Origin of the sequence: Bradyrhizobium sp. KBS0727 (genome assembly GCF_005937885.2) — a bacterium.
GTDB lineage: Bacteria > Pseudomonadota > Alphaproteobacteria > Rhizobiales > Xanthobacteraceae > Bradyrhizobium.
Map to the genome: position 1 here is coordinate 3,522,879 of NZ_CP042176.1, position 19,127 is coordinate 3,542,005.

General features: G+C 64.7%; 20 protein-coding genes. 12 read left to right on the plus strand and 8 right to left on the minus strand.

The features are described from left to right. Positions 1-91 precede the first annotated feature (91 nt). Positions 92-2,491, plus strand: coding sequence for a caspase domain-containing protein (locus tag FFI89_RS16240; protein ID WP_138838184.1), 2,400 nt, complete (start codon positions 92-94; stop codon positions 2,489-2,491). 239 nt (positions 2,492-2,730) lie between these two features. Here FFI89_RS16240 and FFI89_RS16245 read toward each other — a convergent pair whose 3' ends face one another. The 5 genes from FFI89_RS16245 to FFI89_RS16265 are packed head-to-tail and all read right to left on the minus strand — an operon-like array spanning position 2,731 to position 6,789. Beyond that, complete coding sequence (locus FFI89_RS16245) at positions 2,731-3,876, minus strand: acyl-CoA dehydrogenase family protein (RefSeq protein ID WP_138838186.1); 1,146 nt, start codon at positions 3,874-3,876, stop codon at positions 2,731-2,733. An 11-nt stretch (positions 3,877-3,887) separates the two neighbouring features. After that, positions 3,888-4,715: an SDR family NAD(P)-dependent oxidoreductase gene (locus tag FFI89_RS16250; RefSeq protein WP_138838188.1), complete on the minus strand. Its 828-nt coding sequence runs from the start codon at positions 4,713-4,715 to the stop codon at positions 3,888-3,890. Positions 4,716-4,725: 10 nt separating this feature from the next. Then, the gene (locus FFI89_RS16255) at positions 4,726-5,142 is read right to left on the minus strand and encodes a MaoC family dehydratase (protein ID WP_138838190.1); all 417 of its coding nucleotides are present in this window, start codon (positions 5,140-5,142) and stop codon (positions 4,726-4,728) included. Between the two features lie 9 nt (positions 5,143-5,151). Further along, on the minus strand, positions 5,152-5,595 hold the full coding sequence (locus FFI89_RS16260; protein WP_138838192.1) for a MaoC family dehydratase N-terminal domain-containing protein: 444 nt from the start codon (positions 5,593-5,595) through the stop codon (positions 5,152-5,154). A gap of 9 nt (positions 5,596-5,604) precedes the next feature. Then, positions 5,605-6,789 (minus strand): lipid-transfer protein, encoded by a 1,185-nt coding sequence (locus FFI89_RS16265; RefSeq protein ID WP_138838194.1) that lies wholly within the window; start codon positions 6,787-6,789, stop codon positions 5,605-5,607. Positions 6,790-6,899: 110 nt separating this feature from the next. On the opposite strand from FFI89_RS16265, the gene FFI89_RS16270 reads away from it, so the two are divergent. Together FFI89_RS16270 and FFI89_RS16275 are read left to right on the plus strand one after the other, a co-directional pair. Beyond that, positions 6,900-7,592: a TetR/AcrR family transcriptional regulator gene (locus FFI89_RS16270; RefSeq protein WP_246669473.1), complete on the plus strand. Its 693-nt coding sequence runs from the start codon at positions 6,900-6,902 to the stop codon at positions 7,590-7,592. Then, on the plus strand, positions 7,589-9,145 hold the full coding sequence (locus FFI89_RS16275) for a long-chain fatty acid--CoA ligase (RefSeq protein WP_138838196.1): 1,557 nt from the start codon (positions 7,589-7,591) through the stop codon (positions 9,143-9,145). Before FFI89_RS16270 ends, FFI89_RS16275 begins: the two co-directional genes overlap by 4 nt. A 79-nt stretch (positions 9,146-9,224) precedes the next feature. On the opposite strand, the gene FFI89_RS16280 is transcribed toward FFI89_RS16275, so the two are convergent. The 3 genes from FFI89_RS16280 to FFI89_RS16290 form a co-directional block, all read right to left on the minus strand. Then, a complete protein-coding gene (locus FFI89_RS16280) occupies positions 9,225-9,653 on the minus strand; it encodes an EVE domain-containing protein (RefSeq protein WP_138838198.1) in 429 nt (142 codons plus the stop codon). Then, complete coding sequence (locus tag FFI89_RS16285; RefSeq protein WP_138838200.1) at positions 9,650-10,021, minus strand: VOC family protein; 372 nt, start codon at positions 10,019-10,021, stop codon at positions 9,650-9,652. The genes FFI89_RS16280 and FFI89_RS16285 overlap by 4 nt, the downstream gene beginning before the upstream one ends. 135 nt (positions 10,022-10,156) lie before the next feature. Continuing rightward, complete coding sequence (locus FFI89_RS16290) at positions 10,157-10,846, minus strand: YafY family protein (RefSeq protein ID WP_138838202.1); 690 nt, start codon at positions 10,844-10,846, stop codon at positions 10,157-10,159. A 123-nt stretch (positions 10,847-10,969) separates the two neighbouring features. Between FFI89_RS16290 and FFI89_RS16295 the strand changes: the two genes are divergently transcribed. From FFI89_RS16295 to rseP, 9 genes are all read left to right on the plus strand, one after another. Then, the gene (locus FFI89_RS16295) at positions 10,970-11,161 is read left to right on the plus strand and encodes a hypothetical protein (RefSeq protein WP_138838204.1); all 192 of its coding nucleotides are present in this window, start codon (positions 10,970-10,972) and stop codon (positions 11,159-11,161) included. Between the two features lie 362 nt (positions 11,162-11,523). Then, positions 11,524-12,522 carry a 30S ribosomal protein S2 gene (locus FFI89_RS16300; protein WP_138838206.1) on the plus strand — a complete coding sequence of 333 codons (999 nt, stop codon included), beginning with the start codon at positions 11,524-11,526 and terminating at the stop codon, positions 12,520-12,522. Between the two features lie 131 nt (positions 12,523-12,653). Continuing rightward, positions 12,654-13,577 carry a translation elongation factor Ts gene (gene tsf / locus FFI89_RS16305; RefSeq protein ID WP_138838208.1) on the plus strand — a complete coding sequence of 308 codons (924 nt, stop codon included), beginning with the start codon at positions 12,654-12,656 and terminating at the stop codon, positions 13,575-13,577. A 71-nt stretch (positions 13,578-13,648) separates the two neighbouring features. Further along, a complete protein-coding gene (gene pyrH, locus FFI89_RS16310) occupies positions 13,649-14,365 on the plus strand; it encodes a UMP kinase (RefSeq protein ID WP_138838210.1) in 717 nt (238 codons plus the stop codon). 72 nt (positions 14,366-14,437) lie between these two features. Beyond that, positions 14,438-15,001 (plus strand): ribosome recycling factor, encoded by a 564-nt coding sequence (gene frr / locus FFI89_RS16315; protein WP_138838212.1) that lies wholly within the window; start codon positions 14,438-14,440, stop codon positions 14,999-15,001. A 69-nt stretch (positions 15,002-15,070) separates the two neighbouring features. Next, a complete protein-coding gene (locus tag FFI89_RS16320; RefSeq protein ID WP_138838214.1) occupies positions 15,071-15,826 on the plus strand; it encodes an isoprenyl transferase in 756 nt (251 codons plus the stop codon). Then, positions 15,823-16,692 (plus strand): phosphatidate cytidylyltransferase, encoded by an 870-nt coding sequence (locus FFI89_RS16325; RefSeq protein ID WP_138838217.1) that lies wholly within the window; start codon positions 15,823-15,825, stop codon positions 16,690-16,692. Before FFI89_RS16320 ends, FFI89_RS16325 begins: the two co-directional genes overlap by 4 nt. Before the next feature lie 4 nt (positions 16,693-16,696). Continuing rightward, positions 16,697-17,920: a 1-deoxy-D-xylulose-5-phosphate reductoisomerase gene (dxr, locus tag FFI89_RS16330; protein ID WP_138838219.1), complete on the plus strand. Its 1,224-nt coding sequence runs from the start codon at positions 16,697-16,699 to the stop codon at positions 17,918-17,920. Positions 17,921-17,963: 43 nt separating this feature from the next. Next, the gene (rseP, locus tag FFI89_RS16335; protein ID WP_138838221.1) at positions 17,964-19,118 is read left to right on the plus strand and encodes an RIP metalloprotease RseP; all 1,155 of its coding nucleotides are present in this window, start codon (positions 17,964-17,966) and stop codon (positions 19,116-19,118) included. Positions 19,119-19,127 lie beyond the last annotated feature (9 nt).

Here is a 19,127-nt window from a genome sequence, read left to right on the forward strand (position 1 = left end):
TGTCCTTCTGGTACCCTATTTCATTCAAGAACGGTTCAGGTGGGCGCGCGCTCCATGTGCGGGTGTTGAATCGCGGCGGGGACATAGGATCATGCGACTGACAGCAAGGGTGTCGATTTTTACGGTGTGTCTGCTTGTGGCGTCCGGGTTTCCGGCGCTCCTGCATTCCGCCTTGGCCCAGCAGCCGGAAAAGCGCATCGCACTCGTGGTCGGCGACGGCGCGTATGCGAAATCGCCGCTGGCCACCGCGGCCAATGACGCCGGCCTGATCGCGCAAACCTTGCAGGCGGCGGGTTTCGATGTGATCGGCGCCCGCGATCTCGATGGCGACACCCTGCGCAAGAGTTTCCGCGATTTCGTCCAGAAGGCCCAAGGTGCTGGGCCGGGCACCGTGGCGATGGTTTATCTCGCGGGCTACGGGCTGCAGCTTGCCGGTGAGAACTATTTCGTGCCGGTCGACTCCGCGATCAACCGCGAGACCGACATTCCGATCGAAGCCTTGCGGATCAGCGACTATGTCCGGCAGCTCGCATCGCTTCCACTCAAGGCCAGCATCGTCGTGCTGGATGCGGCACGGCAGCAACCCTTCGTCGAGGGGCAGATCGCAAGCGGCCTGGCGCTGGTCGAGGCGGATCCGCATATGCTGATCGCCTATAACGCGGCGCCGGGCACGGTCGCACCGCCGGAGCAGGGACCCTACGGCGCCTACGCCCAGTCGCTCGCCGAGATGATCCGCGCCGGCGGATTGCCGCTGCAGGATGTTTTCGACCGCGTGCGGTTGCGCGTCAACGAAGCGACCAAGGGCGCGCAGGTGCCGTGGGATACCCACAAGCTCGACGCCCAGTTCATGTTCTTCGAGCGCGCGCCGGATGCGCCGGCGCAGGCGCCGCCGGATCAGGTCGCCGCGCTCCGCAACAAGCCGATCCGCGATATGGGCGTGCAGGACGCCTATACCGCAGCGCTCGAGCGCGACACGCTGCAAGGCTATGAGGATTTCCTGATCGCCTATCCCGGCGATCCACTGGCTAGGCGAGTGCGCGCGATCGTCGCCGCGCGGCGCGAAGCGATCACCTGGCGCCGCAGCTACCAGGCCGACACGCCCAATGCCTATTGGTCCTATCTGCGGCGCTATCCGCGCGGGCCACACGCCGGCGACGCGCGCCGCCGCCTTGCCATCCTCACCGCACCGCTGGAACCGCCACCGGCATTCGCGGTCATGGACTACGACGTCCCGCCGCCGCCTCCCGAAGAGATCGTCTATGTCGATCGCCCCGTGCTGGTGTTCAGCGATCCCGAGTTTGATTTTGTGCCACCGCCACCGCCGCCGTTCTACTATTTGCCGCCGCCGCCGCCGGACTTCATCGTGTTGGAGCCGCCGCCGCCACCGATCGGGCTATTCATCCTGCCGCAGCCGCTGTTCGTGCCGATTCCGGTCTATGTTGTAGCGCCGATCTATGTAACGCCGCCGCCGAACAACATCATCTACGCCAACATCCACAATACGACGGTCATCAACAACGTCATCAACCAACCGCCTCAGCCGGTGCCGACCGGGCCGGGCACTGCCGGTGCGCTACCCACCGCCAAGGGCGCCGCGCCGTCATCGGCCGCGGCCATACCCGGGTCCGCCGCTACGACCGCGCTGCCTCTCGCGGTCGCGCAGAAGGCCTCGCTGATCCAGCAAGGCAAACTGCCAATGCCGCCGAGCGCATTGATGAACCGTGCCGCGAAGGCGGGCGCGCCGGGCGGACCGGTTGGCCAGATGGCGCCGGCGAATGCGCCGCAGCCCGCGAATGCGGCTCCGAATGCGCTGCCGCAAGGCAAGGCGTTGCCGAAGGCCAATTCGCTGCCGGTGCCACCGCCGGCTGCCGCAGCTCCGCCCCCGAATGCGACCAGTCCCAGTGTGAAGCTCACGCCGCAGCAACCGGGAGCGGCGCCGCCGGCAGGGGTTTCGAATGCACCGGCTGCCGCCGCCGGCACACCGAAGGCACCGGCAGGGATGGCAGCGCCATCGAAGCCGAGCAGCCTGGCGCCCGCTCCGGGGCCGAACGCAAAGCCGACGGTGGTGCCGGAATCCGCCAGCAAGCCGGCGGGCGTTCAACCGTCACCCAATCCCACGACAGCGCTCCCTCCGAAGCCGGCAACCCAGGCGGCGCCGAAACCTCCAATTCAGCCGGAAGCACGCCGGCCGCCGCCGCCGCCGGCTCCGCCGCGTCCGGCTCCGCAGATGGCGAAGCCCGCACCGCCGCCGCCACCACGGATCGCAGCGCCGCCTCCGCCCCCGCGGGTAGCTTCGCCGCCGCCTCCGCCACCTCGGATGGCAGCGCCACCGCCGCCGCCGCCGCGGGCAGCTGCGCCGCCGCCGCCACCACCTCGGATGGCAGCGCCGCCGCCGCCGCCGCCCCGGGTGGCTGCGCCACCGCCACCGCGTCCGGCGCCGCCGCCAGCAGCGGCAGCCAAAAAATGCCCGCCGAACGTTCCGCGGTGCTGAGGCAAAGCGGTGTCGGTCAGAGCCGGATCTGACGGGAGCGGAGCAGGGGTGCCGAACCGGAACAGGGTGTCCGTGAAAGGGCCGCGAAGCTTCCCGGCCGCTTCAAGGTCGCGCCGCAGATTGCCGGCGCGATCAAGGCGGTGTCGGGCGTGGCGGACGCGCAGACGCTGTGAGGAAGAGCGCTCACCCACGGTCGGCTGGCGGGGGCACTATTCGGCTGGTGCCCCGGCTCATAAAGGTTACAGCGACCGCGCGATCAGGAGCTTCATGATCTCGTTGGTCCCGCCGTAGATCTTCTGGATGCGCGCATCGACGAACATCCGCGCGATCGGATATTCCTCCATGTAGCCGTAGCCGCCGTGCAGCTGCAGGCACTCGTCGGCGGTCTCCACCTGCTTCTGCGAACACCAGTATTTCGCCATCGAGGCGGTGACGGTATCGAGATTGCCGGCGACGAGCTGCTCCACGCACCAGTCGACGAAGACGCGCGCGATCATGGCCTCGGTCTTGCGCTCGGCAAGCTTGAAAGCCGTGTTCTGGAACTCAAGCAGCGGCTTGCCGAACGCCTTGCGCTCTTTGGTGTAATCGACCGTCAGCTTGACCGCACGTTCCATCGAAGCCACGGCGCCGACGGCGAGCGAGAGCCGCTCCTGCGGCAACTGCTGCATCAACTGGACGAAGCCGTTGCCTTCCTCAGCTCCGAGCAAATTGTCCGCCGGCGCGAAGGCATTGTCGAAAAACAGTTCGGAGGTGTCGGAAGCGTGCAGGCCGATCTTGTCGAGGTTGCGTCCGCGGCGGTAGCCTTCATTGCCTTCGGTCTCGACCACGATCAACGAAAGGCCCTTGGCGCCGGGCTCGCCGGTTCTCGCCACCACGATCACGAGATCGGCGGCCTGGCCGTTGGTGATGAAGGTCTTCTGGCCGTTGATGACATAGCCATTACCCTGCTTGCGCGCCGTCGTTCGCACCGCCTGCAGGTCGGAACCCGTACCGGGCTCGGTCATGGCGATGGCGCCGACGAACTCGCCCGAGGCCATCTTCGGCAGCCAGCGAAGCTTCTGCTCCTCCGTGCCGTAGTTGAGAATGTAGTGCGCGACGATGCAGCTATGCACCGAAACCCCGGTGGTGACTTCCGGTACCACGGTCTCGATGTCCTCGATCACGGCAGCGTCATAGGCGAAGCTGGCGCCGAGACCGCCATAGGCTTCCGGCACGCTGGGCAGCAGCGCGCCCATCTCACCCAGCGCGCGCCAGCCCGATCGATCGACCATCTTCTGGTCGCGCCAGCTCTGCGCGTGCGGCGCCAGATCCTTGGCGAGAAATTTTCGGAATTGCTCGCGAAAGACGTCGAGTTCTTCCGTCATCCACGATGAGCGATAGGCCATGTGTCCTCGCGTCAGATGATGAGACCGCCGCCGGCGACGATCACTTGTCCGCTGATATAGTTCGATTCCGGGCTGCAGAACAGATAAACGGCGTCGGCGGCTTCTTCCGGTGTGCCGCCACGTCCGAGCGGAATCATTCTCGCCATCGCGTCGAGCATCTGCGGCTGCACCCCGACCTTGATGTCGCGCCCGCCGACGTCGATGGTCTTCTGCTGGGCTTCGATCGGCTGGGTCAGGCGGGTATTGATCAGGCCGAAGGCCACGCAATTGACGTTGACCTTGTAGCGTCCCCATTCCTTGCACATCGTTCGCGTCAGGCCGACCAGCGAAGCCTTGGCCGACGAATAGCTGGCTTGTCCGGCATTGCCGTAGAGCCCGGCGATCGAGGAGATGTTGACGACCTTGCGAAAGACCTCGCGGCCGGCCTCGGCTTCCTTCTTCGCCATGATCCGGATCGGCTCGGACGCCGCGCGCAACAGGCGGAACGGGGCCACCAGATGCACGTCGAGCATGGCCTGAAACTGCTCGTCGCTCATCTTCTGGATCGTGGAGTCCCAAGTGTAGCCGGCGTTGTTGACGATGATGTCGAGGCCGCCAAAAGTCTCCATGGCGGCGGCGACGAAGCGGTCGGAGAAACCGGGCTCGGTGACGCTGCCGTTGACGGCGATCGCTTCGCCGCCCGCGGCCACGATTTCGGCGGCGACGGCGTCGCCCGGCGCCGCATCGAGATCGTTGACCACGACCTTCGCGCCTTCGCTGGCGAGTTTCAGCGCAATGGCGCGGCCGATGCCGCGTCCCGATCCGGTGATGAGCGCGACCTTGCCCTTGAGCTTCGACATTTGTTTTCCCTTAGAGCGTGATGATGGCTTCACCGGCGAGCTTGATCTCGCCGTGTTCATCTTTGGTCGTCAGCGCCAGCCGGACACGGCTTTCGCCGTTGTCCGCGAACAATTCGGTGACGTGGCCTTCGCCGGTGAGGCGGGCGCCGAGCTGGGTGATGGCGGCAAAACGCGTGGCGAACGAGCGGATGCGCTGTGGTGCGACCGCATCGGTCAGCGCCTGGCCGAGATAGGCCATCACCAGCATGCCGTGCGAGAACACGTCCGGGAAGCCCGCCGCCTTGGCGAAATCGATGTCGACATGGATCGGATTGTGGTCGCCAGATGCGCCGCAATAGAGCGCCAGGGTGTGACGCGTGATCGGCGGGAAGGTCTTGTGGACGATGCGGTCGCCGACCGCGGGTAACATGCTTGCTGTCTCGCTCATGACACCGTCCTAGTTCCGCACGACAATGGTGCGCGCGGTATCGGCGACATGCGCGCCATGCTGGTTGGTAACAGCGGTTTCCACCACCACCATGGTCATCGCGCCGCCCTTCTTGTCGGTGACGTCGGTGACACGCGACTGGAAGGTCAGGGTGTCGCCCACAACCACCGGGGCGTGATAGCTGAACCGCTGTTCGCCGTGCAGGACGCGGGCAAGGTCGATGTTCAATTCGGTCAGGAACTCGAACGGTCGCTCGGCATCCATCAGTTCGAGACAGAACAGATAGGTCGGCGGCGCCGGCGTCGCCGAATAGCCCGCGGCGCGCGCGACCGTCTCATCGCGATAGACCGGGTTCCGTTCCCCGAGCGTGTTGAGGAAATACCGCAGTCGTCCCGGCTCGACGCGCGCGGTAACCGGCGTAAAGCTGCGCCCGATGGCTGATCGATCGACCATGTTGCTGCCTCACGCCCGTTCGTACAAGGTGACCACGCAGGCACCGCCGAGGCCGAGATTGTGTTGCAGCCCCAGCCGCGCGCCGTCGACCTGGGTCGCGGCGGCATTGCCGCGCAGTTGACGCGTCAGCTCGTAGCATTGCGCGAGGCCGGTGGCCCCGAGCGGGTGGCCCTTCGATAGCAGGCCGCCGGAGGGATTGGTCACCGTCTTGCCGCCATAGGTGTTGTCGCCATCGTCGATGAAGCGCGCCGCGCCGCCCTCGGGACAGAGGCCGAGCGCTTCATAGGTGATCAGTTCGTTGTGCGCGAAACAGTCGTGCAGCTCGACGACATCGATATCTTCGGGGCCGACGCCGGCCGCCGCGTAAACACGCTTCGCCGCCGCCTGCGTCATGTCAAAGCCGACCACCTGCATCATGTCGCCGGCCTTGAAGGTCGAGGCGGTATCGGTGGTCATGGCCTGGGCGGCGATCCGCACGTCCTTGCGCAAGCCGTGCTTGATCGCGAACTTCTCCGAGACCAGCACGGCGGCCGCACCGCCGCAGGTCGGCGGACAGGCCATCAGCCGCGTCATCACGCCCGGCCAGATCACCTGATCGTTCAAGACGTCGTCGGCGCTGACCTCCTTGCGGAACAGCGCCAGCGGATTGTTCTTGGCGTGCCGGCTCGCCTTGGCGCGGATCTTGGCGAATGCCGCCAGCGGCGTTCCGTATTTCTTCATATGGCTGAGACCGGCGCCGCCGAAGTACCGCAGTGCCAGCGGGATATTGCGGGCGTCGACCAGTTCGTCGGTCACCGCGTCGAATTCCTCAAACGCACTCGGCCGGTCGGTGAAGACGGCGCCGAGCGCGCCGGGTTTCATCTGTTCGAAACCGAGCGCCAGCACGCAATCGAGCGCGCCGGATTCGATCGCCTGCCGCGCCATGAACAGCGCGGTCGAGCCGGTGGAGCAGTTGTTGTTGACGTTGATGATGGGAATTCCGGTCATGCCGACCTGGTACAGCGCGCGCTGGCCGCAGGTTGAGTCGCCGTAGACGTAACCGGCATAGGCCTGCTGGATCAGGTCGTAGCCGATCCCGGCATCGGCGAGCGCCAGCGCGGTCGCTTCCGCGCCCATCACGGGGTAGGGCGCGTTGGCGCCGGGTTTGACAAAGGGGATCATGCCGACGCCGGCAACATAGACGCGAGAGGTCATGGCGCGCTCCGTAAATTACCCGTTGGACTTTTTCTTACCCATGGGTAATATATTGATCAATGCGGCCCGTCAATGCAATGCAGGCGACAATCGAGCAGGCGACAACCAATATGGATGCACCGTCACCTTCAGCCGACCCGTCGCCGTGGATGCCGTTCGAGAACAGGCGTCGCGCGCGCGACGAGAAACGCGAGGCGGTGTTGCGGACCGCCGTGCAGCTGTTCCTCGAGCAGGGCTATCACCGTGTCACGCTGAACGATGTCGCGGAGCGGCTGAACATCACCAAACCCGCGCTCTACAATTACTTCCGCGGCAAGGACGAGATCCTGTTCGAATGCTGGGCGCTCGGGCAGGAGAGCGTCGATAAATTGATCGTCGAGATCAACAGCGGCGGCGGCACGGCGCTCGTCAAATTGCGCAAGCTGATCCATGCCTATGCCGAGGTGATGACGACGGACTACGGCGCCAGCCTGGTGCGGTTCGATCCGCGCGACCTGACCGAAGAAAACCGCAACACCGTCCGCGCCGCGAAGAAGCGGATCGACCGCACGTTTCGCAGATACCTCGCCGATGGCGTCACCGACGGTTCGATCAAGCCATGCGACCCCAAGCTCGCGGCCTTTGCGATTGCAGGTTCGCTGAACTGGATCGGTCACTGGTACCAGCGGGACGGGGCCTGGACGGCAGAAGCCGTCGCCACCCAATTTACGGCTCAGTTGACCAAAGGGCTCGCCGCATCGCCGGCGCGGAAGCGCAGCCCGGCGACAGCAAAAAGCAGGCCGGCGAAGGGAGGGCCGAAATGAACATTACCCACGGGCTGCGGCGGGCGTTGCAGGTCAACCCCGACGGACTGGCGACGGTTTTTGGCGGCCGGCGCCGGAACTGGCGCGAGATCGGCGACCGCGTGGCGCGGCTGGCGTCGGGCTTTCACGCGCTCGGCGTCAAATCGGGCGACCGTGTCGCGATCCTGTCGCTGAATTCGGATCGTTATCTCGAAGTCTATCTCGCCACCGGCTGGGCCGGCGCCGTCGTGGTGCCGCTCAACATCCGCTGGAGCCCGCTCGAGAATGAAGACGCGATGCGCGACTGCCGGGCCAACGTGCTGCTGGTCGACAAGGCTTTTGCGGCGATCGGCGTAGCGCTGACCACAGCCATCGACGGCCTGACCCTGATCTATGCCGACGATGGCGACGTGCCGGCGGGCATGCTCGATTACGAAGCGCTGCTGGAGAAGCACGATCCGGTGCCGGATGCGATGGCCAGTGCGTCCGATCTCGCCGGGATTTTCTACACCGGCGGCACCACCGGCCGGTCCAAGGGGGTGATGCTCAGCCACGGCAACCTGATGGCCAATGCGATGAACGCGCTGGCCGAGGGCCTGTTTGGGGGAGGCGCGGTCTATCTGCATGCCGCGCCGATGTTTCATCTCGCCAATGGCGCCGCGATGTATTCGATCCTGCTGAGCGGCGGCTCCAACGTCATCGTCTCCGGCTTCACGCCGGAGGGCGTGATGGCGGCGTTCCAGAACGAGCGCGTCACCGACGTGCTGCTGGTGCCGACCATGATCCAGATCATGGCCGATCATCCCGCACTCGGCTCCTGGGACACATCGAGCGTGAAGAACATCGTCTATGGCGCATCGCCGATCAGCGAAGCCGTGCTCGACCGGGCGATGAAAGGTTTTCCGAACGTCCAGTTCACCCAGGCCTATGGCATGACCGAACTGTCGCCGATCGCCACGCTGCTGCACTGGAACGAGCATATCGGCGACGGCCGCGCCAAAAACCGTCATCGCTCGGCGGGCCGGGCCTCGCTCGGTTGCGAGGTGCGGATTTTCGATGCCGAGAACAAGGAGGTCGCCACGGGGACGGTCGGCGAAATCATCGTCCGCGGCGACAATGTCATGATGGGCTATTGGGAACGCCCCGAGGAAACTGCGCGCGCCGTCGTCGATGGCTGGATGCATACCGGTGACGGCGGTTACATCGACGAGCACGGCTTTGTCTTCGTGGTCGATCGCGTCAAGGACATGATCATTTCCGGCGGCGAGAATGTCTATTCGACCGAGGTCGAGAACGCGCTGGCGCAGCATGCCGCGGTCGCGCAGTGCGCGGTGTTCGGCATTCCGAGCGAGCAATGGGGCGAACAGGTTCATGCCGTCGTGGTCAGGAAGCCGGGCGCCGATGTCGAGGCCGCAACCTTGATCGCCTTCTGCAAGGAGCGGATCGCCGGATACAAATGCCCGCGTTCGGTCGAAATCCGCGACGAGCCGCTGCCGCTGTCCGGTGCGGGAAAAATCCTCAAACGCGAATTGCGCAAGCCGTTCTGGGAAAACCGCCAGCGCATGGTGAGCTGAACCCCGGCGCGATCAAGGCGGTGGCCGACGTGGTCGACGTCCAGACGCTGTAAATCGCGGGGCCGGAATGATCCCGCTGTCACGGCGGTGACAGCGACGCCGCCATCGCGGCCGCGATCATCGCCATATCGTGTTCGGAAATTTCGAACAGCCCGAAACGCAACTGATAGCCCCAATTGCGTTTCGCGGTGGTGAATTGCAGCCGGCCGAGCAGGGGTTTGATCGGGACTTTCCCGCCCGGGCGCCAGTCGATGTCGCGGCGGAACGGCGAGAAGCCTTCCATCTCCGCTTGGTAAGGGCTGCCGTCGCGCACGACGCCGATCGCCGTAAACGACTGCAGTTGATCCTTGCCGCGAAACACTGATGTCGGCGAGTAGTAAACCACGCCGTCGCCGGGCTGGATCCGCCGCAGCGGCGCTGCCTTGCCGTGACAGACCTGCATGAAACCCTTGCTCCGGCCGATACGAACGTGTTCGGCCGAAGCTACCGCAACCCAGTTCCTGGTCATGCGGCCTCCGGAGCAAACACGCGCAGCCGGTGCCCATCGGGATCGACGGCCACGAAGGTGTGGCCGAAATCCAGGTGCAGGGGTTGCTGGATGATGGTCAGGCCGCGCCGCTTCCAGTCGGCAAACGTCGCCTCGACCGCGGCGGCGTCTGCAACCGTAAAAGCGACCTCGCCGGCGCCGGCCTGCGACGTGGCGGCGGGCTCGACGGTTTGGCGCGACCACAGTCCGAGCATCACACCGTCTGTCAACGGCAGCATCGCAAAGGTAGGCGAGGTCTCGATGACGGGGTGGCCGAGCAGATCGGCATAGAAGCCGGCGCTGGCCGGCGGGCTCTCGACATAGAGCAGGACAAAACTGAAGTTCGGCATGTGGCAGGTCCTTGGTTGAACATCCGTGGCCGGGGCCGCTGGGCGCGTCCGGCACGCGCTCAATCTAGGTGACGATACTGCCAAAAAGTGTCAGTAGTGAATTCTTGCAAGAAGAGCGCTTCAGATCGAACGCTTCTAGCGCTCCGGGATTCCTTCGGCTGCGCGCCATTCCCTGAGCAGCGCCTGGCGGCGACGGGGATAGCGCTTGTCGACGACCTGCACCTTGCTGATGCGGTCGGTGCGGAAATGCCGAAAGCCATCGCGCAACTCGCACCACGCCACGACCACGCGCACCCGCTCGAAGAATCCCAGCGCGAACGGCCAGACGGTCCGCTTGGTGTCGCGCCCGTTACCGTCGAGATAGCTGATGCGCAATTTGCGCTCGGAGCGGATGGCCGAGCGAATGACCGGCAACTCGGCATCGCCGGCGGCCGTCGCCTGGCCGGGCCCGATCAAAAGGCTCGACGTATCGATGTTGGTCTTCAGATCCGGCGGCAGCACGGCCGCGATCTTGGCCAAGGCGCTGCGCGCGGCCGTGCTCAGGGCGGCGTCGGCCCGGTCCGCGACCCATCGCGAGCCGAGCACGATCGCCTCGATCTCCTCTTCGGAAAACATCAGCGGCGGTAGCATGAAGCCCGGACGAAGCACGTAGCCGACGCCGGGCTCGCCATCGATATGCGCACCCTGCGCGTTCAGTGTTTCGATGTCGCGATAGAGCGTTCGCAGGGAAATTCCGAGCGCCTCGGCCAGCACCGCGCCGCTGACCGGGCGGCGATAACCGCGAAGGGCCTGAATGAGATCGAGTAGACGCTGCGCGCGGGACATCGGAGCTATCAGTCGTTGAAGCAGGACCAGACTATCACGGCATGCTGCCACTTTGTGTCAGCATAAGCGGCAGTAATTTATCGAAGAAGCGCGAATCCATTTGTCGCCTCGCAGGGATCGCGCTTGGCACGGCGTTCACCACCCATTGCGCCTACTGCATTCGATACCCACACCAGGCACGGCTGCGTACATGGCGCGAGCAGGGAGGAAATCGCGGAGGCCGCGCTTGTGGCAGTCGCCGTCAAGACCGGCAGCGCGCGCTGGCATTCGCTGCTGGCGTTGCGGATCTTCGACGACGAGAAGGGCGGGGCATGAGTGTCAGCTCCGAGCTCGTGAGGTAATTTAATACCTCATGTCGGGCGAGTGGATGCCCAAGTCCTTTGGATTCATGGATTTGGAGCGCAATCCTGATATTTTGATGCAGAAAGCCCATCATCACCCCCGGCTACTTTGCATGGGGTTGATTTCGATATTTGGATGGTCCCGGCACAGCCTTACCGAACCCCCGCCGATCGGCCGGAAAAGCGGCCGTATTTCCTTGCTTATCGGCAGAATCCGGCTATATACCGCGCCATCTCACACGGAAGCATGGCTCTCACAGGCCGTCCGGTGGCAACCGGGCCATAAGGCTCGTCTGCTCACACGCTTCCGGAGGAACCAACCGGAGAATTGAAACGATGTCGGTACCCGATTTTTCTATGCGCCAGCTGCTTGAAGCCGGCGTTCACTTTGGCCACCAATCCCACCGCTGGAATCCGAAAATGGCAGAGTTCATTTTCGGCGCCCGCAACAACATCCACATCATCGATCTCGCCCAGACCGTGCCGATGCTGCATCGCGCGCTGACGGCGGTCTCGGACACCGTCGCCAAGGGCGGCCGTATCCTGTTCGTCGGCACCAAGCGCCAGGCGCAGGACGGCGTAGCCGAGGCTGCGAAGCGTTCGGCGCAGTACTTCGTCAATTCGCGCTGGCTCGGCGGCACGCTGACCAACTGGAAGACGATTTCGGGTTCGATCAAGCGCCTGCGTCACCTCGATGAGGTGCTCTCCTCGGGCGAAGCCAACTCCTACACCAAGAAGGAGCGGCTGACGCTGCAGCGCGAACGCGACAAGCTCGACCGTTCGCTCGGTGGCATCAAGGACATGGGCGGACTTCCCGACATGATCTTCGTGATCGACACCAACAAGGAAGACATCGCGATCCAGGAAGCGCAGCGGCTCAACATTCCCGTTGCCGCGATCGTCGACACCAATTCCGATCCCAAGGGCATCACCTATGTGGTGCCGGGCAATGACGACGCCGGCCGCGCCATCTCGCTGTATTGCGACCTGGTGGCTCGCGCCGCCATCGATGGCATTTCGCGCGCCCAGGGCGAGTCCGGGATTGACACCGGCGCCTTCACCAAGCCGGTGCAGGAAGAAGTTGCGGCAGCAGCCCAGCCGACCGGCTTCCAGGGTCTGGCCGGCCCGCGCGGCACCGCCGACAACCTCAAGAAGCTCACCGGCGTGTCGGGTGCGATCGAGAAGAAGTTCAACGATCTCGGCATCTTCCATTACTGGCAGCTCGCCGAGCTCGATCACGACACCGCGCACAAGATCGGCGAAGAGGTCGGACTTCCGAGCCGCGCCGATGGCTGGGTCGCCCAAGCCAAGACGCTGACCGCGGAAGCGGAATAACGGTAGCACCGGGTGGCCGGCTCCGTCGGCCACCGGTTCATTTTCCCGATACGGCATCCCGGTAGCTGATGGCGGCACGGCGCAAGGCGTGCGCCGCGCCCGCGGCTAACAGGCAAGAAGGATTTCCAACGATGGCAACGATCTCTGCTGGCATGGTCAAGGAACTGCGCGAGTCGACCGGCGCAGGCATGATGGACTGCAAGGCAGCCCTCACCGAAACCGACGGCGACATGACGGCGGCGCAGGATTGGCTTCGCAAGAAGGGCCTGTCGAAGGCTGCCAAGAAGGCCGGCCGTGTTGCGGCTGAGGGCCTGATCGGCGCGGTGACCTCGGGCACCAAGGGCGTGGTCGTCGAAGTCAACTCCGAGACCGACTTCGTTGCCCGCAACGAGCAGTTCCAGGGCCTCGTCAAGATGGTCGCCCAGGTCGCGCTCAAGACCGGCGCTGACGTCGAGGCGATCAAGGCCGCCAAGGTCGGCGACGTCACGGTCGAAAGAGCGATTTCGGACGCGATCGCGACCATCGGCGAAAACATGACGCTGCGCCGCGCGGCCTTGCTCGAAGTCGGCAAGGGCGTGGTGTCGAGCTACGTCCACGGTGCGGTCATCGACGGCGCCGGCAAGATGGGCGTGCTGGTGGCGCTGGAGTCCACCGGCAAGGCCGATGAGCTCGCGGTCCTCGGCCGCCAGTTGGCCATGCATGTCGCCGCCACCAATCCGCAGGCGCTGGATCCGGCCGGGCTCGATCCCGCGACCGTGAAGCGCGAAAAGGACGTGCTGGCCGACAAGTACCGCCAGCAGGGCAAGCCCGACAACGTGATCGAGAAGATCGTCGAGTCCGGCCTGAAGACCTATTACAAGGAAGTCTGCCTGCTCGAGCAGGCCTTCATCCACGACACCGGCAAGTCGGTCGCGCAGGCGGTCAAGGAAGCCGAAGGCAAAGTCGGCGGACCTGTGAAGATTACCGGCTTTGTGCGCTATGCTCTCGGCGAGGGAATCGAAAAGCAGGAATCCGATTTCGCAGCCGAAGTCGCGGCGGCCAGCGGCAAGAAGTAACCGCTGTCAGAATAGGCTTCCGGCGCTTTCGCGCCGGGAGTTGTCTGCGCGGGACAAGGAAGCGAGCAGCAATGGCTGAGCCGGTCTATCGTCGCGTCGTGATCAAGCTCTCGGGCGAGTATCTCGCCGGCAGCCAGTCCTTCGGCATCGACCAGCCCACCATCGACCGTATCGCCGACGACCTGATCGCGGCCCAAAAGCTCGGTATCGAGATCGCCGTCGTGATCGGCGGCGGCAACATCTTTCGCGGCGTCGAAGTCTCCGCCCGCGGCGTGTCGCGCCCCACCGGCGACACCATGGGCATGCTCGCCACCATGATGAACTGCCTGGCCCTCGAGGCCGCCATCGAGCGCAAGGGGACGCCGGCGCGCACCCTGTCGGCGTTCGTGATGCCGGAGATCTCCGAGCTGTTCACCCGCAGTGCAGCGCACAAATACCTGTCCGAGGGGCGAATCGTGCTGCTCGGCGGCGGAACCGGCAATCCATTCTTCACCACCGACACCACGGCGGTGCTGCGGGCGGCCGAAATCGGCGCCGAAGCGGTGCTGAAGGCCACCAATGTCGACGGCGTTTACAGCGCCGATCCCAAAAAAGACCCGTCGGCCAAGCGTTTCGACCGCCTGACGCATTCCCAGGCAATCGAAGGTGGCTACAAGGTGATGGATGCAACCGCATTCGCGCTTGCCCGCGAGACGTCGCTGCCTATCATCGTATTCTCGATCGCCGAGCCGGGTTCGGTCGATGCGATCCTGTGCGGTACCGGCCGCGGCACGGTCGTTGCCGGCTGAAGTGCCGGTACTGCTTCTACCCGCCGGCGCAGCGATGCCGGCGGCTGGTTTTCTTGAGGACGGGAGAGCGTTATGCCCACGCCAGGTTTTGACATCAACGAAGTGAAGCGCCGCATGCAAGGCGCCACCCAGTCGCTCAAGCACGAACTGGGCGGCTTGCGTACCGGCCGCGCGGCGGCATCCATGCTGGAGCCGGTGCAGGTGGAAGCGTACGGCTCGCATATGCCGCTCAACCAGCTTGCGACCGTCAGCGTGCCGGAGCCGCGGCTGCTGTCGGTACAGGTTTGGGACAAGTCGATGGTCAAGGCCGTGGAGAAGGCGATCGTCGATTCCAACCTCGGCCTGAGCCCGGCCACCGAAGGGCAGGTACTGCGCCTGCGGATTCCGGAACTCAACGAGGAGCGCCGCAAGGAACTGGTGAAGGTCGCGCATAAATACGCCGAAGCGGCCAAGGTCGCGGTTCGCCATGTCCGTCGCGACGGGCTCGACACCGTCAAGAAGCTCGAGAAGAATCACGAGATTTCCGAGGACGATCAGGAGCGCCTCGCCAACGACGTGCAGAAGGCGACCGACGGCTCGATCGCCGAAATCGACCAGTTGCTTGCGGCCAAGGAAAAGGAAATCCTGACTGTTTGATAACTGGAAACCAGACTTCGCATCGAGGCTTTGAGATCAAGACTTTGGGACTGATCCTGGAATTGAATGATGTCTAACGCCGCGGCCCCAGCAACAGAAGGATCGGATCGAACCGTTCCGTTGCATGTGGCGATCATCATGGATGGAAACGGGCGCTGGGCGGCGGCGCGCGGCTTGCCGCGTGCAGAAGGCCACCGCCGCGGCGTCGAAGCCTTGCGCCGCGTGGTCCGGGCCTCCCATGAACTCGGCGTGCTCTATCTGACGATCTTTTCGTTCAGTTCGGAGAACTGGTCGCGGCCGGCGACTGAAATCGGCGATCTGTTCGGCTTGCTGCGCCGCTTCATCCGCAACGATCTGGCGACGCTGCATCGCGACGGCGTGCGCGTGCGCGTGATCGGCGAGCGCGAAGGGCTCGATTCCGATATCTGCGCGCTGCTCAACGAAGCCGAAGAGCTGACCAAGGCCAATACCAAGCTCAACCTGGTGGTCGCGTTCAATTACGGATCACGCCAGGAGATCGCCAAGGCGGCCCAGCGGCTGGCGCGCGAAGTCGCCGAGGGCAAGCGCGATCCCGCATCGATCGACGCCGATGCGCTCGGCCAGTATCTCGATGCGCCCGATATTCCGGATCCCGACCTGATCATTCGCACCAGCGGCGAACAGCGGCTGTCGAACTTCTTGATGTGGCAGGCGGCCTACAGCGAACTCGTGTTCGTGCCGATCCACTGGCCGGACTTCGACAAGGCCGCGCTTGAAAGCGCGATTGCCGAATACGCCAGACGGGAACGCCGTTTCGGCGGTCTGGCCGCGAAAACCGGCTCGTGACCGAGGGCGACGCCGCGCCGGCGGCAGCGGAAGCCGCGCCCGAGGCAGCAAGCGAATCCAGTTCGCGCAATCTCCTGATGCGGGTTCTCGTGGCCGCGGTGCTGATCCCGCTTGCGGTAGCAATCGCCTACGCCGGCGGCTGGCTGTGGACCGCGCTGGTCACGGCCGCCGCGTGCGGCCTGTTCGTGGAATGGCTGGCGGTGGTCGGCCTTGGGGGCGTCACCCGCGTTGTGGCGTCCGGCGTGGTTGCGCTGGTCGTTGCCGGGCTCTGTTTTGCGATCGGCCGGATCGATGCCGCGCTGATTGTGCTTGGTACTGGCCTGATCGCGGTCGGATCGATCGCGCCGGAGCGGCGAAATTGGGCGGCGGCCGGATTTATCTATGCAGCAGCGGCCGAGATCGCCTCGGTGCTGCTGCGTCTCGATCCCGTCAAGGGTTTTGCCGCGCTGATGTTCGTGCTGGTTATCGTGTGGGTAACCGACAGCGGCGGTTATTTCGCCGGCCGCGGCATCGGCGGCCCCAAACTCTGGCCGCGGGTCAGCCCGAAAAAGACCTGGGCGGGGGCGGTTGGCGGTTTCGTCGCCAGCCTGGCCGTGGCGTGCGGATTTGCGGCGTTCGATCTTGGCCGCACCGCGCCGCTGCTGCTCTCGGCTGCTATTCTCTCGATCGCCTCGCAACTCGGCGATCTCTTCGAATCCGCCGTGAAGCGGCGTTTCGGCGTAAAGGATTCCAGCCACATCATTCCCGGCCATGGCGGGTTGATGGACCGGCTGGATGGGTTTGTCGCAGCCGTCGCCCTGGCGGCACTTTTCGGGTTCCTGCGCGGCGGCGCCGATGGCGTCGGCCGCGGTCTTATGGTTTGGTGAAACGATGAGCGCAGTTCCATTGCGTAACAACAAGGCCGCGGCTTCCGCCGTGCGTACCGTCACGGTTCTGGGCGCTACCGGTTCCATCGGCGACAGCACCATGGATTTGCTGCGGGGAGCGCGCGACCGCTATCAGGTCGAGGCGCTGACGGCGAATTCCAACGTCGAGGGGCTTGCCAAGCTCGCGAAGGAATTCGGGGCGAAGTTTGCGGCGGTGGCTGATCCGGCGCGGCTCGGTGAACTCAAGGCCGCACTGGCCGGCACCCGCACCGAATGCGGCGCCGGCGAAAGCGCGATCATCGAGGCCGCCGCGCGTCCCGCCGACTGGGTGATGGCGGCCGTGAGCGGCGCCGCGGGGTTGAAGCCCGCGCTGGCGGCGGTCGATCGGGGGGCTTCGGTCGCCCTCGCCAACAAGGAATGCCTGGTTTGCGCCGGCGATTTCTTCATGCAGCGCGCCGCCAAGGCAGGGGCCTGCATCCTGCCCGCGGATTCCGAGCATAACGCGCTGTTTCAGGCGCTTTCGTCCGGCAACCGCGAGGAGCTGGTGCGCGTGATCATCACCGCGTCCGGTGGGCCGTTCCGCACCTGGGCCGCCGCCGACATCGAGCAGGCGACGCTGGCTCAGGCGCTGAAGCATCCGAACTGGAGCATGGGCCAGAAGATCACCATCGATTCGGCCTCGATGATGAACAAGGGCCTCGAGGTCATCGAAGCCTCGTATCTGTTCTCGCTGAGCGCCGATGAAATCGACGTTCTCGTGCATCCGCAGTCGATCATCCACGGCATGGTTGAATTCTCCGACCGCTCGGTGGTCGCCCAGCTCGGCGCGCCCGACATGCGGATTCCGATCGCGCACTGCCTCGGATGGCCGGATCGAATCGTCGGTCCGTCGGCGCGGCTGGATCTGGCCAAGATCGGACAGCTGACGTTCGAGGCGCCGGATTTCGAGCGGTTCCCGGGGTTGCGGCTGGCATATGATGCGCTGCGCACCGGCCGCGGCGCGACCACGGTGTTCAACGCCGCGAACGAAGTTGCGGTGGCGGCGTTTATCGCCGGCCAGATCAAATTCGGGGCGATCGCCCGCCTCGTCGAGGCCACCATGAACGACTGGGTTCGCTCCGGGAATCTTGCGCCTTTGACCTCGGCGGACGACGCGATTTCCGTTGACCATAACGCGAGAAATAAAGCTGCCTCCCTATTGCCTCAAATTGCCTTAAAGGCATCCTAGATGGTTAAGGACGGGGCTGCCGGCTCACGTCGAGGGGAATCGAATGTCTGAGTTTTTTCTGCATAGTTTCAATACGTTGGGCCATGGGCTCATCGGCTACATCATTCCCTTCCTGTTCGTCCTGACCATCGTCGTTTTCTTCCATGAACTTGGCCATTTCCTGGTCGCCCGTTGGGCGGGCGTGAAGGTGTTGACGTTCTCGCTCGGTTTCGGGCCGGAACTCGTAGGCTTCAACGACCGCCACGGTACCCGTTGGAAGATCTCGGCGATCCCGCTCGGCGGCTATGTGAAGTTCTTCGGTGACGAGTCGGAAGCCTCGACGCCGGCCTCGGCCGAGGCCCTCGCCAGCATGACCGAAGAGGAGCGGGCGGGCTCATTCCATCACAAGAAGGTTGGCCCGCGCGCCGCGATCGTCGCCGCCGGTCCGATTGCGAATTTCATCCTTGCGATCGTGATCTTCACCTGCCTGTTCACCTTCTTCGGCAAGCCGAGCACGACCGCGCGCGTCGACAAGGTCGAAGCCAGCAGCGCGGCTGCGGCGGCAGGCTTCCAGGTCGGCGACGTCGTCACGGCAATCGACGGCAAGATCATCGGCAGCTTCTCCGACATGCAGCGCATCGTCGGCATTCATGCCGGCGACAAGCTGAACTTCACCATCAAGCGCGGCGATTCCTCGCTGCAATTGCTGGGCACTCCGGAACTGCGCGAAGTGAAGGATTCGTTCGGGAACGTGCATCGGCTCGGCGTTTTGGGCATCACCCGCGCGACCAATCCCGGCGACGTCGTGACCGAGCGGGTCGATCCCGCGACCGCGCTGTGGCTCGGCGTCAAGGAGACCTGGTTCGTGGTCGACCGCACGCTGGCCTATATCGGCGGCGTCTTCACCGGCCGCGAAGCCGCCGACCAGGTCGGCGGTCCGTTGCGGATCGCCCAGATCTCGGGGCAGGTCGCCACCATCGGCCTCGCTGCTCTGATTCACCTCGCCGCGGTGCTGTCGATCTCGATTGGCCTGTTGAACCTGTTTCCGGTGCCTTTGCTGGATGGAGGTCACCTTTTGTTCTATGCGGTGGAGGCCATCCGCGGGCGCCCGCTGTCGGAACGAGCCCAGGAGATGGGCTTCCGAATCGGACTAGGGCTGGTACTGATGTTGATGGTGTTTGCGACCTATAACGACATCCTGCATCTGGCGGCATCGTGAAGCGGCTTT

Bases quoted from the DNA above. Each gene is read 5' to 3' on its own strand.
- FFI89_RS16240 (WP_138838184.1), top strand. From the start codon at position 92: ATGCGACTGACAGCAAGGGTGTCGATTTTTACGGTGTGTCTGCTTGTG.
- FFI89_RS16245 (WP_138838186.1), bottom strand. From the start codon at position 3,876: ATGGCCTATCGCTCATCGTGGATGACGGAAGAACTCGACGTCTTTCGC.
- FFI89_RS16250 (WP_138838188.1), bottom strand. From the start codon at position 4,715: ATGTCGAAGCTCAAGGGCAAGGTCGCGCTCATCACCGGATCGGGACGC.
- FFI89_RS16255 (WP_138838190.1), bottom strand. From the start codon at position 5,142: ATGAGCGAGACAGCAAGCATGTTACCCGCGGTCGGCGACCGCATCGTC.
- FFI89_RS16260 (WP_138838192.1), bottom strand. From the start codon at position 5,595: ATGGTCGATCGATCAGCCATCGGGCGCAGCTTTACGCCGGTTACCGCG.
- FFI89_RS16265 (WP_138838194.1), bottom strand. From the start codon at position 6,789: ATGACCTCTCGCGTCTATGTTGCCGGCGTCGGCATGATCCCCTTTGTC.
- FFI89_RS16270 (WP_246669473.1), top strand. From the start codon at position 6,900: ATGGATGCACCGTCACCTTCAGCCGACCCGTCGCCGTGGATGCCGTTC.
- FFI89_RS16275 (WP_138838196.1), top strand. From the start codon at position 7,589: ATGAACATTACCCACGGGCTGCGGCGGGCGTTGCAGGTCAACCCCGAC.
- FFI89_RS16280 (WP_138838198.1), bottom strand. From the start codon at position 9,653: ATGACCAGGAACTGGGTTGCGGTAGCTTCGGCCGAACACGTTCGTATC.
- FFI89_RS16285 (WP_138838200.1), bottom strand. From the start codon at position 10,021: ATGCCGAACTTCAGTTTTGTCCTGCTCTATGTCGAGAGCCCGCCGGCC.
- FFI89_RS16290 (WP_138838202.1), bottom strand. From the start codon at position 10,846: ATGTCCCGCGCGCAGCGTCTACTCGATCTCATTCAGGCCCTTCGCGGT.
- FFI89_RS16300 (WP_138838206.1), top strand. From the start codon at position 11,524: ATGTCGGTACCCGATTTTTCTATGCGCCAGCTGCTTGAAGCCGGCGTT.
- tsf (WP_138838208.1), top strand. From the start codon at position 12,654: ATGGCAACGATCTCTGCTGGCATGGTCAAGGAACTGCGCGAGTCGACC.
- pyrH (WP_138838210.1), top strand. From the start codon at position 13,649: ATGGCTGAGCCGGTCTATCGTCGCGTCGTGATCAAGCTCTCGGGCGAG.
- frr (WP_138838212.1), top strand. From the start codon at position 14,438: ATGCCCACGCCAGGTTTTGACATCAACGAAGTGAAGCGCCGCATGCAA.
- FFI89_RS16320 (WP_138838214.1), top strand. From the start codon at position 15,071: ATGTCTAACGCCGCGGCCCCAGCAACAGAAGGATCGGATCGAACCGTT.
- dxr (WP_138838219.1), top strand. From the start codon at position 16,697: ATGAGCGCAGTTCCATTGCGTAACAACAAGGCCGCGGCTTCCGCCGTG.
- rseP (WP_138838221.1), top strand. From the start codon at position 17,964: ATGTCTGAGTTTTTTCTGCATAGTTTCAATACGTTGGGCCATGGGCTC.